At 44.2% G+C, this 18,438-nt stretch carries 19 protein-coding genes; 6 read left to right on the top strand and 13 right to left on the bottom strand.

Features of this window, described 5'->3' with window-relative positions:
• Positions 1–40: 40 nt before the first annotated feature.
• The 3 genes from G7035_RS15540 to G7035_RS15530 form a co-directional block, all read right to left on the bottom strand.
• Complete coding sequence (locus tag G7035_RS15540) at positions 41–565, bottom strand: VOC family protein (RefSeq protein WP_019688236.1); 525 nt, start codon at positions 563–565, stop codon at positions 41–43.
• A 51-nt stretch (positions 566–616) separates the two neighbouring features.
• Positions 617–1,243, bottom strand: a complete 627-nt coding sequence (locus G7035_RS15535; protein ID WP_019688237.1) for a type 1 glutamine amidotransferase family protein — start codon at positions 1,241–1,243, stop codon at positions 617–619.
• A 109-nt stretch (positions 1,244–1,352) separates the two neighbouring features.
• The gene (locus tag G7035_RS15530; RefSeq protein ID WP_019688238.1) at positions 1,353–2,315 is read right to left on the bottom strand and encodes a helix-turn-helix transcriptional regulator; all 963 of its coding nucleotides are present in this window, start codon (positions 2,313–2,315) and stop codon (positions 1,353–1,355) included.
• 324 nt (positions 2,316–2,639) lie between these two features.
• On the opposite strand from G7035_RS15530, the gene G7035_RS15525 reads away from it, so the two are divergent.
• From G7035_RS15525 to G7035_RS15510, 4 genes are all read left to right on the top strand, one after another.
• Entirely contained in the window at positions 2,640–5,822 is a 3,183-nt protein-coding gene (locus G7035_RS15525) for a contractile injection system protein, VgrG/Pvc8 family (RefSeq protein WP_019688239.1), read from the top strand.
• Positions 5,809–6,417, top strand: coding sequence for a hypothetical protein (locus tag G7035_RS15520; protein ID WP_182096014.1), 609 nt, complete (start codon positions 5,809–5,811; stop codon positions 6,415–6,417). Before G7035_RS15525 ends, G7035_RS15520 begins: the two co-directional genes overlap by 14 nt.
• 148 nt (positions 6,418–6,565) lie before the next feature.
• Positions 6,566–6,703 carry a hypothetical protein gene (locus G7035_RS15515; protein WP_196478903.1) on the top strand — a complete coding sequence of 46 codons (138 nt, stop codon included), beginning with the start codon at positions 6,566–6,568 and terminating at the stop codon, positions 6,701–6,703.
• Between the two features lie 20 nt (positions 6,704–6,723).
• Positions 6,724–7,233, top strand: a complete 510-nt coding sequence (locus tag G7035_RS15510) for an ankyrin repeat domain-containing protein (RefSeq protein ID WP_019688242.1) — start codon at positions 6,724–6,726, stop codon at positions 7,231–7,233.
• A 345-nt stretch (positions 7,234–7,578) separates the two neighbouring features.
• On the opposite strand, the gene G7035_RS15505 is transcribed toward G7035_RS15510, so the two are convergent.
• The 9 genes from G7035_RS15505 to G7035_RS27990 all read right to left on the bottom strand — a co-directional run bounded on the left by G7035_RS15505 (position 7,579) and on the right by G7035_RS27990 (position 15,654).
• A complete protein-coding gene (locus G7035_RS15505) occupies positions 7,579–8,460 on the bottom strand; it encodes a carbohydrate ABC transporter permease (protein ID WP_019688243.1) in 882 nt (293 codons plus the stop codon).
• Between the two features lie 56 nt (positions 8,461–8,516).
• A complete protein-coding gene (locus G7035_RS15500; protein WP_013372488.1) occupies positions 8,517–9,398 on the bottom strand; it encodes a carbohydrate ABC transporter permease in 882 nt (293 codons plus the stop codon).
• Between the two features lie 27 nt (positions 9,399–9,425).
• The gene (locus G7035_RS15495; RefSeq protein ID WP_019688244.1) at positions 9,426–10,769 is read right to left on the bottom strand and encodes an extracellular solute-binding protein; all 1,344 of its coding nucleotides are present in this window, start codon (positions 10,767–10,769) and stop codon (positions 9,426–9,428) included.
• Positions 10,770–10,905: 136 nt separating this feature from the next.
• Positions 10,906–11,706: a response regulator gene (locus G7035_RS15490; RefSeq protein ID WP_017426798.1), complete on the bottom strand. Its 801-nt coding sequence runs from the start codon at positions 11,704–11,706 to the stop codon at positions 10,906–10,908.
• 2 nt (positions 11,707–11,708) lie between these two features.
• Positions 11,709–13,469, bottom strand: coding sequence for a cache domain-containing sensor histidine kinase (locus G7035_RS15485; protein ID WP_017426797.1), 1,761 nt, complete (start codon positions 13,467–13,469; stop codon positions 11,709–11,711).
• A gap of 274 nt (positions 13,470–13,743) precedes the next feature.
• Positions 13,744–14,187: a HEAT repeat domain-containing protein gene (locus tag G7035_RS15480; protein ID WP_016821892.1), complete on the bottom strand. Its 444-nt coding sequence runs from the start codon at positions 14,185–14,187 to the stop codon at positions 13,744–13,746.
• A 153-nt stretch (positions 14,188–14,340) separates the two neighbouring features.
• Positions 14,341–14,682 carry a cupin domain-containing protein gene (locus G7035_RS15475; RefSeq protein ID WP_019688245.1) on the bottom strand — a complete coding sequence of 114 codons (342 nt, stop codon included), beginning with the start codon at positions 14,680–14,682 and terminating at the stop codon, positions 14,341–14,343.
• A 73-nt stretch (positions 14,683–14,755) separates the two neighbouring features.
• Positions 14,756–15,475, bottom strand: a complete 720-nt coding sequence (locus G7035_RS15470; RefSeq protein ID WP_230877466.1) for a PTS transporter subunit IIC — start codon at positions 15,473–15,475, stop codon at positions 14,756–14,758.
• Entirely contained in the window at positions 15,457–15,654 is a 198-nt protein-coding gene (locus G7035_RS27990) for a hypothetical protein (protein ID WP_230877310.1), read from the bottom strand. Before G7035_RS27990 ends, G7035_RS15470 begins: the two co-directional genes overlap by 19 nt.
• 187 nt (positions 15,655–15,841) lie before the next feature.
• Between G7035_RS27990 and G7035_RS15465 the strand changes: the two genes are divergently transcribed.
• Positions 15,842–17,035, top strand: coding sequence for a glycoside hydrolase family 5 protein (locus G7035_RS15465; RefSeq protein ID WP_019688246.1), 1,194 nt, complete (start codon positions 15,842–15,844; stop codon positions 17,033–17,035).
• A gap of 252 nt (positions 17,036–17,287) precedes the next feature.
• Complete coding sequence (locus tag G7035_RS15460) at positions 17,288–17,617, top strand: hypothetical protein (protein WP_013372497.1); 330 nt, start codon at positions 17,288–17,290, stop codon at positions 17,615–17,617.
• A gap of 90 nt (positions 17,618–17,707) precedes the next feature.
• Here G7035_RS15460 and nfi read toward each other — a convergent pair whose 3' ends face one another.
• On the bottom strand, positions 17,708–18,412 hold the full coding sequence (gene nfi, locus G7035_RS15455) for a deoxyribonuclease V (protein ID WP_019688247.1): 705 nt from the start codon (positions 18,410–18,412) through the stop codon (positions 17,708–17,710).
• Positions 18,413–18,438 lie beyond the last annotated feature (26 nt).

Genomic DNA, 18,438 nt, shown 5'->3' with positions numbered 1-18,438 from the left:
TGCTGATTAATACGTTTTACCAAAAAGTGATCGCATGCATTTATTCTCCACTAAAGCTTTTGGCCCATTCAGCAACCCTACGACTGCTTTCTTCTTCGGACAAATCCTCGATCCTGGTCATAATAGACCATCTTACTCCACAAGGATCTAATATACTTGCGAATCGATCCCCTGAAACAAAGTTTGTAACGGGTTCCCTTACTTTCGCTCCTCTTGCTACCGCCTTTTCAATGACCTGATCCACATTCATAACGTAAATTCCGAAAGAATAACACGCATTATCTCCATCTGGCGGCAAAACCAATTGATATGTCGGATTCGCTGCTCCCAGCTGCAAAAAACCATTTCCAAAATCTAATTCCGCATGAACAATGATTGTATTGCCATTCTCATCAGGATATTCAGTAATGTCCTTAACCCTTGCATTGAAAACTGTTTTATAAAACTCTATCGCTTCCGAAGGATTCTTCACGGTTATAAACGGGGTAATAGATGTAAAGCCGTTGGGTATACCCTTACTTGTATATTTACCTGACACTCCCACATATTCTCTGCTTTCAGTCATTTTAACTCCTCCTTTAAATGATCTTAACAGTTCAATTTAATGCTCATACCTTTATTGGATTGAATCCATCAACTCATAGTAATGTTTGGATGCACGAGTCTTATTTAGACTATACCAGGCTTCTAATGTTTTAGAAGAAAACACGCCCAAAGCTTTCAAAACATGTACGGTGAATTCCAACGGAGCCGTTCCAGATGCAGTGATCAGTTTTCCATCCGTTATAGCAGACTCCATTTTGTAATACTTTTCGCCCGTATAGGTGGGACAGATCATTTTAAGGTATTCCAGATCATTGCTTGTATGCGAACGTGAATTCAGCAATCCTGCCTGGGCAAGTCCGATGGTAGCACCACAAATCGCAGCAACCCATATACCTTCCTCTAAACACCTCTCAGCGATTTTTAAGATGGGTTGGTGAATGGTTTCTGTCCATGTATTTCCACCAGGTAAAATCAATGCATCTGTGCTCTTAATGCTGCACTCATCCAGTTTGATGTCAGGCAGGATTGTCAATCCGCCCATGGTAGTGACAGGAGTCTTTTCCATTCCCACGGTAACTATTTTGGATGGGCCCAGCCCTTTTTTATAATATCTTCCTGAGTTCAGTTCGGCAGTTAAGTAACCGATTTCCCAGTCTGCCATGGTGTCAAATACATAAAGATATACCGTACTATTCATTCACAGGTTCTCCCTATTTTATAATTTATCAAGTGATACCAATCCTCGGTAACCCGTGATTATTCTCATTATAAAAAAGCTTCACTGACATCTGCTGTCAGTGAAGCTTCTAACGTTGATAATATTCCATTAACTCCGACGCAACCGCAACAAGTTTTTCCTTCAAGCTCTGTGGTTCGATGATCTGAATGGATTTCCCGTAGGGTAGGAGTAAATGAGGGACATATGTATGAAGTGATTTTTCCTCAAGCAAAAAGATGGCTTGGTTAGCGGTTCGCTCTTTCAGATGATGCCCCAAAAACCAATGTAGACATAAGTCATCCAATGCCTCTGACCTGCCTTCGATCATTAAAGAAATTAAACCGTCCTTGCCCACTAAATCAGGTAACAGATTTTGCATGAAAAATTCACGAGCTGAAAAAGCCTCAGGACGCTTAAATAGGCTTGGAGTGCGTTTGATCTGTAAAATCCGTTCTGCCCGAAAGCTACGGATCTCATTTCTTAGGTGACAAAATGCAACAGTATACCATTTGTTGTTCCAGTAAACCATTCCATAGGGGTCTATCACCCTATTCTTGGGTTGTTCTTCATGGCTCGTGCGATAATCCATTTCGACAGAGAATTGGTTGGCTACAGCCTGCTCCAATTCTGCCAATATCGGCTGAAGAGAAGGATCTCCTATGCGATTTATCACTTCAAATCCGGCTAAATGACGGCTAAGTATACTTTCTTGCTCTTGATTCGAATACATTTTCAATTTTGAGGTCGCACTGCTTAATGCCTCACTTAAAGGAGATCCAGCTTCTTTTGCAAAAACAGCAGCATGAAGGAGTGCCTTTTTTTCCTCCATATCAAATAGTAAGGGTGCTCTAATAAAATTATTCAGCAGGCTATACCCGCCATGATGACCCGTGTCGGATATGATAGGCACTCCACTGGCGCATAGTGCATCAATATACCGATAAACTGTCCTTATATTTATTTCTAACTTTTCGGATATTTGTTTTGCCGTCATTTTTACACCCGAATTCAGCATCCATAGAATGGCCAGCATATTATCGTTTTTTGGCATAATATGAACCCTCCTCTCTCATTAAAGCTCAATCTTTTATAAATATCACTTTATACTCCCTCATACCACCTATTATATGCTTTTTTCCATCTTATACTTCCCTCTCATATCTTCTAATTCCAGATTTACACATAGTAAATACCATAATGAATGGGTCATTCTGTAAACTAACTCTCTCTTTTAACCGATAAATACATATGCTGGGTTGTTTATTAAATATCAACTCTTGTTTCTTAATACCAAACAACCCCAGTAATACATTACATAGATGACGTGCTTTACTTGGAAATACCCATCGCATCTAGAAAGGAGTCATGAACTCACTTGAGCGTATTATTAGATGGGATTGGATATGAAAGCCTACGCTTTTATGGTCCCTTTCAGCCATTACACATCGAACAACTTCAAATAACACGTGCCATTAACGATCATGCCTATTTACATATCAGTGGGTTGCTCTCTGAAGAACAGGGAGCAGCTTGTATTGGTCAAAATATGGATCAAGAGCCGATTGTGATTCGTCAGTTGAATGATCAGGGACAATCGCTAAGAAGGCTGTTCCATGGGATTGTTACACGTATGTCCGTACACTGTGTGCGAGGCCTGTATACGTTTGAACTAGAGGCCGCTTCCCATTCATACCAAATGGATATTAAGCGTAAAAGGCGCTCCTATCAAGATACTCACCGTACCTATGATGATCTGGTCACTGCGCTGGTTCGAAAGTATCAGTATGGAGATGCCATTGACACGGTAAGCAACCATGCCAAATTGGAGACATTTGTTTTACAATATGAGGAGACTGATTGGGCGTTTTTAAAACGCCTCGCTTCTCGCTTTGGTTCCGTACTTGTGCCAGAGGTAACCGCAGCTTCGCCCAAGGTTTTCTTCGGAATGCCGGAAGGCAAGCAGCATAAGATCGAGCGGGATGTATTTTATCGAGTACGGAAAACATTTCATGAGCTGGATGCGGAAAAGCCGGGAGAACGTGCTGGCTCGTATATCACCTATATGATCGAAAGCCTACAATACTATGCGCTGGGCGACCTCATCACGTTACCCATTGGACAAGGCAAAGAACTGGTCGTGGTTCGAGCAGTGACCACACTAACGGATGGCTTACTGCGCACCTGTTACGATCTTCAATCCGAACAAGATATCCGCTATGCCCGCTATGAAAATGATCAGGCTACTGGAATTTCGCTGACAGGAACAGTACTGAAGGTACAGCAGGATTTCGTACAGCTTCAACTAGACATTGACCCGAAGCAAGATCCTGCCAAAGCCTGCTGGTTTCCCATCGCCACCCGTTATGTCGCCGAAGAACACAGTGGCTGGTACGATATGCCTGAGGTCGGGGAACAGGTGGAATTGTATTTGCCTACCCATCGCGAACAAGATGCCTATGTCACGGATTCACTGCGACAACAACGCCACACCAATGGTCAGCCGAATGTGAAGGTATGGCAACATGTGCAAGGTAGCAGCGTAGAAATGTCTAAGCATGATCTGACCCTATCCACTTCCGGTGAATTTTCCATTACACTGCATGAAAGTAGCGGCATTACGATTGATAGTCCCGGGAATGTGCAGATTCAGGGTGGTCACGTGAAGCTTGATGCTGGGCAGAAACTTTCCCTCGAAGCTGGAACGGCGCTGTATTTAAAAGGCGGTGCCAGCAGCATGGTGCTGGATGGTGAGACAGATACCAAGGCTCCAGTGATTTATCAGGAAGGCACGGTGAAGGCACCTGTTTTCGTAGCTGACCTCCCTCCTGTTCCAGAACCGCCATTGATGAACATAAAGGCATATGAGGCGGCACAATCCGCAGCAGCAGCCAAGGCTTCATCCAGCAGCGCAGCTTCTGCACCTATTGCAAAGATTACGACTCCGGCGGCACAAAAACAGGCTGATGCTTTATTGGGTACAGTATCAAAACTGTTAGGCTCCATTCCAGTGATGGGAAAAGTGGCTGGTGTTGTAGCGGGAGCTTTAGGCGGACCTGCGGGAGGTATGATTCTGAGAGCAACTGCAGCGATCCCTGTTCGGAGCAAAGGAACCCCTACCGTTGGAGGAGCTAAAGGGAACGGTATTCATCCATTGAAACACTTGGCTGGTTTGGCCATGCAAGGGTTGATTAGTCTACACGAGCATGAGAAAGCTAAACAAGCCTATTATAGTAAATGGATTCTTGGGAAAGTGTTTACGAGCGCCCGTCATATAGCGCATTCCGGAGGCCCATTGGAACTAGTACAGAACCTGCTTAAAGAATCGAATGCCATGGTTCATGCGTATCAGCAGGTTCCGGAAGAAGTAAGAAAACGCTGGAGAGCCGATTACGACAGCCGCATGGCACAGCAACAGCCTAAACAACAAGTTGAGAAGCCTAAGTCTTGGTGGGATCGTTACCTGGAATATACGGGTAGTAGTGCGATGATAAAAAGTCAAATAGCAATGGAACAAGCACACACAGCACAATATGTGACTACAAAGTCGGCAGATAGCCTAACTGAAATAGGAACAGGAATTTATGAAGCTAATATGGAAAGGATCCAAAAACGCTACGATTCAGTTGGTGCATATTTGGATTACTTGTCGTACGGTATTCCTAAGGGAATCTATCAGGCTTATATGGAGCGTGCACGTAATCAGGGGAATTCTGGTAGCGATGCTATCAATTTCGCTACGTTCGGAATAACAGAGACTATACGTGGAGCGTTGACACCTAAAGATCCTTTGTCAGCAGAACATTGGTCCAACATTATTGGTCTAGTAGGGATTGTTGAGGGAACCGGTTCATTTTTAAAGCCGAAACCTACACTAAAATTGCCCGTTAAAGAACCTATTCATGCAGGTACTAAAATCAAAACAGAGCCACCCCAACTTCCAAACCTGAAGCTCAATAAAGGAAAAGAGATTGGGGGGACGGGTGATGTTATTAAAGCAGGTAGTGGGGCTACATTTGAAGGTAAAACAGGACGGGACTACAGTCGATTTGCGATTAATGACCCATCACCACCAAATGTTAAGAACGCAGAGGATTACTTTAAAATGACGAGAGATGGAGATGCAGTTGAACCTCATGAGTGGGGTCTTATATTCGATAAAAATGGTAACCCGATAAGTAAACTTATCACAGACTATCATCCAGGTAAGATTGATGTATCAAAATATAAAGTTTTGTCTAAAGATGGAGTATATACACATAACCATCCTAATAATGGTGTGTTTAGTTGGCAGGATTTAGAAACAGCAAGGGGCTTTGATATGGCAGAAATAAGAGCTACATTACCGAATGGAACAACACTTAGTATAGAACGGGGACCAAATGGTTGGAGTTGGGATAATATGGATACGCAAATAACTCTGAATAAAGCAAAACAGAATGTACTTACTAAACCTGAGTACGCAGAATTATTAAGGCAAAGAGATCAAGCGGCGCTAGATATGGCATGGATGAAAGAATTTGCTGAATTGATGGGAGGTAGTTTTAATGTATACAAATAATAGTGAAGAAAGGAAGTTCCTATATGCTAAACCCTATTTTGCCGGAGTGATTGTAGACACAGATTCAAATGGGTTTGATTGGTTTGGGAACGACGAGAGGGGTCAATTAGAGATAATCATAAAGGAGAGTAACTTTGATGACCTTATATGTGAATTGGTTCATATTTTCAAAGAAGGACTGCCAAACTACTACGAGCTTTCTTCACTTTTTAGCATGAGTTATGAAATAGTACAAGGATATTTGATATCTCGTTATGGATTAGAAACTGCTCGAAAAGAGAAAGAAGAGTTTGAAAGACGGTTTGGTAAAGGTAAGGCAGGTATGGATAATGGAGACAAAATTATTTGTAGAGTCAAAAACGTTGAACGTAAAGATCAAGATATATCTAAAATAGAAATGGATATTGACATTGAAAGTTTAAAAATCAATAACCTATATTTATTTGTTAACGAAATACCAGATCTGAATGAACTGAAAACCATTATAGGTACAAAGTTTGATGATATTGACATTTCAGTTGGTAATAAACTAATTGTCAAAGATAAAACTTATAGGATTATTATTTTAGAAGATGAAAATAAGATGAATGATTAGTAATTGGGCATTTTCAGGAATAGTAGACTGTCGGCCCAGAGTCTGTCAATAACTTTGTGTAAACACGCCACAATGTGAGCTACCGCCCGTATTGTGGCCTTTTTTAGTGTATGGACTGGCGGGCGGTTTCTTAAAAGCTCCCTCCCCAGTGCCTGACAATATAATTTTCCATGTTGTGGAAAATGTTGTTAATAACTTAAAGGGAGTTGATGCGGCAGGCGCAGACTTAGATGATATTATTGAAATACTAGAAGACCTTGGGAAACAGGCTGCTTCTAGAAGATAAAATTCAAAGGAGAAACTAAAATGGATAAAGTTCAAAGTGCGAAAGACATTAGAGGTGCTATAAAAAGTGGCCAATTGGATAGGTTAAGATATTTACTTGAGAAAGAACCAGAAATGTTAACATGGATGACACCCTTTGGTACATGGCTACATGTAGCAGCAGCTTATGGACATTTAGAAATAATTGAATATCTAATTAATGCAGGGATAGATATTAATGCGCAGGGTGGAACTTTTTCTACAAATGCCCTTGAAAGAGCAGCTACAAAAGGGCACTTAAATATTGCTGAATATCTCATTAACCAGAATGCTGAGATTGATACTAGTGAGCCAGATAGAAATCCTCTGTTCGCTGCAATATATGGTGGTCATTTTGAGATTGTCAGATTGCTAGTTGAGAATAATATAGATATATCTACAAAATACTCTGGTGACAACATTAAAGATATGGATGCTTATGCATTTGCCATTGAAAGAGGACAAACAGAAATTGCTGAATATTTAAATCAGAAGATGGATGAAAAAATATAGAAAAAGACTTAATTTAATAGTATTCGCTACCGAAATGTTACAATCAAATTGGTCATAATGTTTTATAAGTAGTATAATAAGACCTCTTCATCCCTCCCTATCAGAGTTGACAACCACACCATAACGTCTGATGGATTCACGCAATTGGTCGGCATCATAAATATCAACATGTTTGCTCAACATTTACTTTCTGAAAAAACTTAAATTCATAAATTTTCCACCTCTTTTTCCTTCAACTCAAACTAGTCACATAAAAATGCACCCCCTAGCATTCATCGGACAAACCAAGAGGTTCGTTCTAATGTCTACACTAGGGGGTGCTCTTCTAATCAGGGAATATTTGTTTTACCCCTTAACCGACCCGGCTGCGATTCCTTCCACAATCCGGTCACTCATAATGAGGAACACGAGCAAAATGGGCAAAATGCTGATCATCAACGTGGCTCCGATAGCGCCCCAGTCGGTCGTATATTGTCCGATAAAGTTTTGAACGCCGACGGTCAGTGTTTTATTTTCGTCGGAGCTGATGAACGTATTGACGAAAATAAACTCATTCCAGTTGTAGATCATGTTAATAATAGACGTCGTTGCCATGACGGGGGTGGTCATGGGCAGCACAATCCGGAAGAACATCCGGTTGACAGAGCAGCCGTCCATAACGGCCGCTTCTTCCACTTCACGGGGCAGGGCGTAATAGAAGCCCAGCAAAATCATCATCGTGGTCGGTAGATTAAAAGCGACATACGACAGGATGATGGACACTGAAGTGTCTGTTAAGTGCAGTTTGAGAAACATACTGAACAGCGGGATCAAGGTGGAATGGACCGGAATCATGAGTCCGACCATAAAGAGCCCGAGGACCAGCTGACTTCCTTTCCAGCTCATACGTGTAATGGCAAATGTAACAAAGCTTGCGAGCAGCACGGTCAACGCCACGGATATGACCGTAATCCATACACTATTGAAGAAATACCGCCCGATATTGCCACTGGTCCACACATTCATATAGTTTTCCCAATGCGGCTGGGACGGAAATGCAAACGGTGGAAGGTTAAACACTTCCTGATTATTTTTAAGCGAGAAAAGCATCAGCCATACCAGTGGTAAAAGCTGCGTCACCGCCAAGATGATCAACAGTATATACAAAGCGGCATAACCGACCCGAGTTAACAGTTTGCCGCGGATAGCGACTCCAAGCGGATAGTTGGCGGCTGCCTGGGTTTTCATATCCGTTCCTCCCTCTTTCTGTCCTCTGTTACTCCTGATCTAATTGCATGAGTGTCCTATGAATACTGGATGGTATCACTAGTAGCGGTCACCTTGCGAATCACCCACGTAGCAACCAGACAGATGAGCAGCAAGGCAAAGGCTGTAGCGCTACCATATCCGAAATCGAAGCTGCGGAACGCCTGGTGGTACATGTACGAAGCCATCACTTCACTGGCTCCGTTTGGCCCACCGTCCGTCATGACGTAGATCAGGTCAAAATATTTGAGCGAGCCGACAATCGACAATATGATCGTCACATTAATTACCTCGCGCAGCAGAGGTAATTTGATACGAGTTGCAATCTGCCAGGCACTGGCTCCGTCGATGCGGGCAGCCTCCATCAGCGTTTCGGGAATGTTTTTCAGTCCGGCATAATAGATCAGGATATAAAAGCCTGCATATTGCCAAATAATCGGAATGAACAAGGCAAGCAGCACCAGAGACGGATTAGCTAACCACTCGGGTGGGTTGTGAACTCCGACTGACGCCAGCAAAGAATTCAGCACTCCGTTGGTCGGGTGATACATTTTGAGCCACAATTGAGCGATCGCTACAGAAGACAGCAGCATGGGAATCAGATAAATTTTCCGCAGCAGGTTCGCTCCCTTGATTTTTCCTGACAAAATCATCGCAACGACCAGATAACCGATCAGACTGATACCTGAAAACAAGGCCAACAGCAGCGAATGCCAGGCACTTTGCCAAAACGCCGCGTCTGTAAACAGATGTTGATAGTTGTCCAGCCCTACGAAAGTCATAGGGCCGATTCCATTCCACTGATTCAGACCGTAATAGCCGGTCAGTACGATGGGCACATAAATCACGGCGAATAACAACAGCAGGGAAGGCAACACATAGAGAGCAATGACGAGCTTATTGGACATGACCTTTTCCACGGTCAGACCTCCTTAGGTGGTCAATTTTCAATTTCCTTTCTCAATGGCAGCCTTATGCTGGTCGGCAAATTGCTGCGGTGTCACCGCTTTACCAAACAACGCCTGAATCATATTCAAATGCACCTGTGCCGCATTCGGCTTCATCTGAACATCAGCGAATAATGTAATGTTGCTGGCTTCGTTCAGCCCATTCAGCAGATCGACATACAGCTTGGGCAATTTTTCTTTGGAGGTATCCACTTTTGTCGCTGGAATAACGCCTGCCTGTGTGACCGATTGCTCTCCCCATTTTTCTACGAAGTATTCAACGAATGCTTTGGCTTCTGCTTTCACTTTGGAATTTTCCGAAACGAACAAGCCTACTCCCGGACCTCCTACCCAGCTGTTCTCGTCGCCCTTGCCGCCTGCAACCATCGGGAATTTAAAGAAGCCAATTTGATCTTTAAACGCTTGTGGAATTTCGGGATTAGTCGTAAAATTCGGCAGCTCCCAGGTAGCCATCAAATACATCGCCGCTTTGTCGTTCATAAACTCGGATTTTCCTTCATCATTGGACAAGCCGTTAAATCCTTTGTTAAAGGCATTCATATCCACCAGCGTCTGAATTTCGGAGGCCGCCTGAATTAAACCAGGATCATCGAACGATCCTGAGCCGTCAATTGCTTTTTTCAGCGTTTCGCTACCTGCTATACGGTCTGCCAGATACATGTACCAAAGCGAGCCCGTCCAGCGATCTTTATTGCCCAATGCAATCGGTGCAACTCCATGATCTACGAGTGTTTTCACCACCTGCTTAAATTCATCAAATGTCGCAGGTACCTTCAAGTTGTATTTTTGGAATATGGCTTTGTTGTAATAAATGGGTGTTATGTTCAATTCGATCGGAAGCGCATACGTTTTGCCATCCAGCGCATAGGCATCGGTCGTTCCCGGTACGAATTTGTCCTTCAGCTTGGAACCTTGCAGCAGGTCATCCATCGGCGTAAATAATCCGCCTTTAACGTAAGGCTCCATGAAGCCCGCTGCCCAGGTGATACCGATATCTGGCAATTCATTGGAAGCTGATAGCACTTTGAGTTTGTTTTTGTATTGTTCATTTTCCAGCACTTCCTGCTGAATGACGACATTCGGATGATCCTTTTGGTATTGATCTATAATCTGAGTTACAAGCTTGCTTTGCTGTGCCGAGCTTCCCTCTGGCCACAGGTGCATCATTTTGAGCGTAACCTTGCCCCCTGCTCCACTGGAACCGCCTTGACCATCCTTACCAACACCACAACCGGACAGCACTAGCATGAATGACAGCAGCAGGGTCAACCCAGCAACCCATTTTCGATGTGAGCGCTTACGAACTGAATACTTGTTGGACATCGTTAGACCTCCGTTATTGTAATTATATTTTTTGTAACCGTTATCATTTGTAAGTTTAGCACTCTATTCCTGCTTCCAACAGGGTACGCTCATTGGGTATAATTCCACTTTTATTGGGTTGTGAGCAGCCTATATGTCAGTCGATATTCTCCGGTCCTTTACGCATCTGCTGCCTATAGCGGCTGGGACTTACCCCCTCGGTCGCTTTGAATACTTTAATAAAATATTTATCTGTCCGGTAGCCTGAGCGCTCACCGATCTGGGCAATCGTCAACTGGGTATGCAGCAGCAACTCCTTGGCCCGTTGAATCCGCAACCGGTGCAGATATTCGCTGAAGGACAAACCACTTTGCTCCTTAAATAAAACACTAAAATAGCTCGCATTCAGGTGTGAATGCGCCGCAGTCTGCGCCATCGTAATGGGCTCGTGTAGATGCTCCGCCATATAGGCGAAGGCTTGCCGTACCGGATCGCTAAGCGTAGCCGTTTGGAGGTCAAGCTCCAGCAGAACAGGGTCAGCCAGCTTGTCCAGCTTCTTGTATCGCTGCCGCTCCTCTTCCAGCTGAAGCGCCTCATTTACCGCATTCAGCAGCTCCTGCTTATCGATCGGCTTGAGCAAGTAATTAACGGCTCCGAGACGAAGCGCCTGCTGGACATAATCAAATTCCGCATATCCCGAGATCACAATGATCGCCGGACGATATGACTCCCGTTCCAGAGAACGGATTAAATCCAGCCCGCTGAATTCCGGCAAACGGACATCTGTAATCAGCAGATGAACCCTCTCCGCTTGCAGCATATGTAATGCCTCCAGGCCATTCCCCGATGTCATAATTCGGTATTTCCCGGAGGCCCACTGCTCCAGTGTCTGATGTATCCCCTGACGTGTTCTTTGTTCATCGTCCACAATAACAATAGTCTTGGATGAAAAACTCATTCCTACCGCCCCCCGTATTCATCAGGAATTTCAAAAGCGACCACAGTTCCTTCCTGCACAGCACTGTGGATCAGCACGCCGTCCGTTCGATAAGATGCGCTATCATAATAGAGAGCAAGCCTGCGCTGCACATTAACCAGTCCCATACCAGTTCCCTTGCTCTGACAAGCAGATCCCTCCATCAACGCTGTACGCACAGCTGCAAGTTCCTCCTGTGTCATTCCAGGTCCGTTATCTACTACCTCGATCTTAGTCCAGCCCAACCTCGCCGAAGGAGTGATTCGAATTTCAACACGGCCATTGCCGATGCGATTTTCGACACCATGTAAGATTGCATTTTCTAAAATGGGCTGGATCAGCAGCTTAGGAAGCGGAATTCTTGCTGCCTCTGGTGGCATATGAATTTGCCAGCTCAGGCGTTCGCCCAGGCGCATCTCCATCAGTTCCAGATAACGACGGACTTGTGCTATTTCTTCTCCAAGTGTCACCCAAGAGTCATGGTGAGCCGGTTCGATCACATAACGAAACAGCCGCGACATGGACACCATCAGCCCGGCAAGTTCTTCCTCTCCCTTCTCCTGTAGCGACCAGTTAAAAGCATCCAGCGTGTTAAAAAGAAAATGCGGGTTGATCTGCGCTTGCAGTGCTTTAAGCTCGGTCTGGCTTTGTAAAGCCTCCTTCTCGCAAATGACATGGATCAATTCATTGATATCGACAATCATCGTGTTGTACTCTGCATTTAATTCCCGTAGTTCAACCGCTGCTGCCGGTTCTGGATTCAGGGCCAATGCCCCTTCCCGTGAACGACGCATGGCCTGAATCAAGTGACCTATCGGTCTGGTAATCAATGTTGACAACATAAAAGACATGAACAGGAACAATACGGCACCAAGAGACGCCGAAATAATAAGTGTCGTCCGTAAAACCGTAATTCCGTCTGTGACGACGCTAACTGGAATGAGGATCAGCAGCGACCATCCTGTCCGTTCCGATTGCTGAACTGCCTTCACATACTCGCGCTCTCCAATATGAACCGTCTGTGTCTTGCTGTGCAATACATCTAACAAATTAGTCTGATTCATAGGTTCACCCGATAGCAACTCGCCTCCACGATCTACAAGCAGCATGGTCTCATTTGCTTCTTCATTGGTCGCTGACGTACCATTTAGCCCAAAATAACTTCGGTCCATGCGGGTAATCAGATATCCTCCGCGTGAAAACCAGCGATCTACCAGGCTCACCTGCCGAATCGCCAGCAGCGACTGGGGGTTTTCAGGATCTATGCCGATCCAGACCAGCCTGCCTTTCATCTCATTTGCTTCCCGAATGTCCGCCTGTCCGATACGGTCCTCCAGACTGCCTTCTCTAATTGGAAACAACATCTTCCCTTCGGCGGTATACAGCTCCAGCGAGCCAACGCTCGGCATATAAGCCTGATAGCTATGCATCACTTGCAGTAGCGATTGACGCTGGCCGAAAGTCACCTTGCCCCCATTGCGCTCCTCCAGCAAAATATGCTGAACAGATGGATGATTCGCCACTTGTTCCGTCAGGCTGTCCATCTGGCCGATTAATGCATCCAGTCTGCCGCTTGCTTGCACTGCGGTCTGACCAATATGCCGCTCGGCGCTGTCTTTTAGCAGGTGAGAGACATTGAGGTAAATGAACGCCCCCGCCACACTCATCATAATGAGCATCACCAATATAAAGCCGATAAAAATCTGATTACGCAACGTGTTTAATGGTTGGAACCTTGAACGCATAAGCCTTCTCCCCCTGAATCATTGCAGAAAAGTTGATAATGATAGCGCTTTCTATTTTCTATTCTAGCTCATCGTTCCCCTTTGTTGGCATCTTTTTAGCAGAGATTAATGAAAACGGCCAGCACTCTTTGGAATCATTACGTTTGATAATAACACGTAATAACGATGTATATTAAAAAAGCCTTAACAAAGATAACACCTTATCCTTGTTAAGACTTCGTTTGCATTACCAATAATAATCCTCAGCATTACATTCAATGACAGGGTTCAGACATTATCTTGTGGATAACGAAGCCCATTTTTGCTCCAGCCACTGATCAAATTCAGCACCCTTGTCACCTTCATATGCGTCATAAATATCAACTCTCATCTTGTGCAGCTTCTCGCGAAAATCGTTATAGGTATGGTCGGCTGGCAGGCTTTTTTTAATCCGCACCAGAATCTTCGTCAGCCCCTTAACAAGCTCACCCTCTTTGCGCACAGGCGGCTGTACGTTTTCTCCCCATTCCTGAAGCTTGTGGTAAGCGGCTTCCTGAACAGCATATACCATATCATTATTCATTCGGTGCGTCAGCAAGTCAATTGTCTGCTGGTTCTTCCATGCACCCAGATCATTCACCGCAGCTAGACGCGCTTTCCAATCGGAGGTTCGGTTTGCAGCCACCTTAAGCTGCTCATATACTTCTGCAAATTCCTGCTGAGTTTCGTTGTTTTCCAAAATAATCTCATCCTTTTCTAAAAATCACTACACTGCTGTTTATCACGATTGCCGTTTGTTAAATATAACATACTTGCAGGTCTTCTTCTAAAAAAGATCAGAATGAAATGTAGCGGATTCCAATTTAATAAGAGCCTTGCTTAGTAAGGAGATTTATAAGAAGTCCGCACGTGCTGGTGTAAATGCATCTAGCAGAATTCCGTCATCCTCCAGCGGGATGCAGCCATGAAGAGTGTCAGATGGAAAATGAATGCTGTCTCCTTCTTTAACAATCTGCACATCCTTTGTTTCGCCCTGATCGATCATGAACTTAAAGCTTCCCTTCAATACATAAGTGACCTGTTCATGGACATGCTTATGCAACAGGATTTCCCCAGTTTGAGCTTTAGCAAACATCACTTTGACATACATCAACTGGTCACTGTGGGCCAACACTTTCCGGGTTGTATTACTGTCTACTGTATCCATTAGAATATCTTGGTCATTAAAAAACATGAATCATTCCTCCTCATTTAGAACCCATTTTATTTAGATGAGTTATTTTTAAAGATTCATAAATCGGTTTAGTTTAAAACCAGCGGAAAATAAGCCAAAGTAATCCGGAAAGGGTAGTAAAGTCGGGATCGGCGAATGTCACTCCTTCGGCACCCAAAAAAGAAAAGAGCGGTAAGGTGAGAGCCGGCAGCAGACAGAGCAAAAATCCATTAAGACAACTGGAAATGACTGCTCCTCTAAAACCACCGCTAGAATTGCCAAATATCGCGGCTGCACCGCCAGCGAGAAAACAGGCCATGATCCCCGGTACAATAACAGGCAGTCCGATAAGCGGGAAAAGAAAGACGCAGGCAACACCTGTGAAAAAGCTGACCAAGAAGCCTACCAACGCGGAATTAGGTGATTTGTCGAACAGTACCAGAACATCTACCCCAGGGATTGCTCCAGGTGCAAACACTTGGGAGAAGCCTTTGAAAGCGGGTACAATTTCAGTCGTGAACAGCTTAACACCTGCTTTTGCGATATACAAGCCGGCAGCAAAAATAGCTGATTGTTCGAGGATAAAGACGAGGTATTCTTTGCTGTCAGATAATTTGCTGACATAATCAGAACCAGCAACCAGTCCAGATACCAGCAAAAGCACCAGCATCGTCAAGGTCGTTGCCACATTGGGATCACGCAAAAAACTGATGCGGTCATTTATTTTTACATTTTCGGTGTCATGTTCACGATTGCCTAAAACTTTTCCTAGATAGGTACCGAGAATGTAAGAAGTCATGGAAGCATGAGCAATTGTATACTCATCCGATTTGATAATATTTTTGCTGGCATTCCGGAGCAGGTAAGGAACACCGCCATGTAGCTACCAATGACCCAAGAACCAACGATGATTGTAGTCAGCGAACTGAGACCCAGACCTTTCATAACGGCTGTAGCGGCAAAGCTCATGAACAGAATCAAGTGAAGAGACAAATAAATATACCCCTACCCCATAAATGCTGGACTCCTAACCTAAATATACCTTGTTGCAAATCTAATAATTTCGAACAAAATCTTAAAAATATACGAATTTTATGAACTTGTTTGATGGAAGATTTGAACATAAAATGAAAATGTAATCGGTTACAATATCATTTATATAAAGGAGGAAGCAAGAATCATGAAGAAAAAAGGGTTCAAAAAAACATTTTTCGTCATTGCCTCTCTCGTCATGGGCCTTACACTGTATGGGTACACTCCACCTTCGGCAGATGCAGCCAGCGTGAAAGGATATTATCACACCCAAGGAAACAAGATTGTAGATGAATCCGGGAAAGAGGCCGCATTTAACGGTCTGAACTGGTTCGGCCTGGAAACCCCTAATTACACCTTGCATGGACTGTGGAGCCGCTCAATGGACGACATGCTGGATCAGGTGAAAAAGGAAGGCTATAATCTCATCCGTCTGCCTTACAGCAATCAGTTATTTGATTCCAGCTCCCGTGCTGACAGTATTGATTACTACAAAAATCCTGATCTGGTCGGATTGACTCCGATTCAAATTATGGACAAGCTGATCGAAAAAGCTGGACAACGCGGTATTCAGATTATCCTTGACCGTCACCGCCCAGGCTCAGGTGGACAATCCGAGCTATGGTATACCTCTCAGTACCCTGAGTCCCGCTGGATCAGCGACTGGAAGATGTTAGCTGAACGTTATAAAAACAATCCTACCGTCATCGGTGCAGATTTACACAACGAGCCACACGGTCAGGCAAGCTGGGGAACAGGCGATGTCTCCACAGACTGGCGTCTCGCAGCGCAGCGTGCAGGGAATGCCATTCTGTCCGTGAATCCAAATTGGCTGATTCTCGTAGAAGGTGTGGACCATAATGTACAAGGCAACAACAGCCAATATTGGTGGGGCGGCAACCTGACAGGTGTGGCTAATTATCCTGTCGTACTGGACGTGCCGAACCGTGTCGTATATTCACCACATGACTATGGTCCTGGTGTGTCTTCGCAGCCATGGTTCAACGACACGACCTTCCCGTCCAACCTGCCAGCAATTTGGGATCAAACCTGGGGCTACATCAGTAAGCAAAACATAGCTCCAGTGCTGGTTGGTGAATTCGGCGGTCGCAATGTCGATTCGTCTTCCCCTGAGGGTAAATGGCAAAATGTACTCGTAGACTATATTGGTGCCAACAACCTGTACTTTACGTATTGGTCCCTGAATCCGAATAGCGGTGACACAGGCGGTCTGCTGCTGGATGACTGGGTTACCTGGAATCGTCCAAAGCAGGATATGCTGAGCCGGATTATGAAGCCTGTTGTTTTCGTAGCGGAGCAAGCGAAGGCAGCAGCTGAATAGGCACAGGACTTCAATCCGATTATTAAAAAAGCTGATTTCCCTCCTTCAGTCCAGTTTGTGCTGGAACTACGAAAAGGTGGAGAAACGGCTTTTTCCATTTTCCAGTTTTACACATTGTAAATTCCCTAATGAATGGGTCATATTGTAAACTAAATCTCTCTTTTAACCGATAAATACATATGTTGGATGTGAAAATCATTTCGACGAGAGACTCACCATGAACGTAAACATAATTAGGAAGGAAGTTTTCATGTGATTATTTGGAAGGGCTTTGGTATTTTAAATATCATTATTCCAGGAATTTTATTCGTTATTGTCGGCAGTTTAGTATCCGCTCTTGGGCTTGACTCCATAGATTCCCGGCTGCCGATGGCTTTTGTGTTCATTGTGTCGGGAGTTATTATCTGGTATTTGGGTAAAGCACTTAACGCCGACTCGGACAAGGTGCTCGTTGATATGGAAACAGGACAACGCTATCGAATGGGAACCCAGCACAGTCTGTTTTTTATCCCTATGCATTATTGGGGCCCTGCCGGTCTAGCGATCGGATTTATTTTAATCGTTGCATCGATATTTATATAACGTTGATTGCAAAACATGAGCTATTCCAAACACCACAATGCGAGCTAGTTGCTCCACTGTGGTGTTTTCCCTTATGTAGAGCGATTATGATCAGATACTCCCCTGGTTTATTTGTGATAAAGCTTTTCTCACAAGCTGATCAGCTTGTCGAGTGGTCTCAGGTAAGCGATATTGTGGACAAAGCTTTAATATCCAGTTGCAGGCCGTTTCTAATGAAATACGATGCCCTACAGATACAAACAAAGGTTTAATGTTGTCCTGGGTTCTTAACGCCCCGCCGATAATCTCCTCATGATCCATTAATAACGAACATGCCCCTCGTTCTCGAGATGGCTCTTCGAATTCACCCCATAGCCTCGTTTTACCACATCCAATTGTAGGAATATCAAATATAACACCTAAATGACTGGCTAATCCGAATCGTCTAGGATGGGCAATTCCTTGTCCATCACAGACCACCAGCTGGGGAAAGGTCTTGATTTGCTTCAATGCTTTTACTATAGGCGGCAGCTCCCTGAATGAAAACAATCCGGGGATGTAGGGAAAATAGACAGCATCTTCAACCACTATGGATTCCACTACTTGTAATGAGCTAGCATCTAAAATCACGATGGCCGCAACTAAGAGATCACTTTGTTCACTGTATGCCACGTCTACCCCAGCAACATATTGAATTTCAGGGAATCGATCTTCTTTTGTAACTTTTAAAGATAACTCCTGCTGTAATTTCACCGCTTCTTTTTCATCTAGATCCCATTCATGATTTATGATTGGTTCCATTTTTCTGTGCCTCATTTCTATCCTCTTAGAATGTAATTTTC

The sequence above is a fragment of the Paenibacillus polymyxa genome (assembly GCF_015710975.1).
GTDB lineage: Bacteria > Bacillota > Bacilli > Paenibacillales > Paenibacillaceae > Paenibacillus > Paenibacillus polymyxa.
The sequence above is the reverse complement of the archived record's forward strand: the minus strand, read 5'-3'. Positions and strand labels throughout refer to the sequence as shown.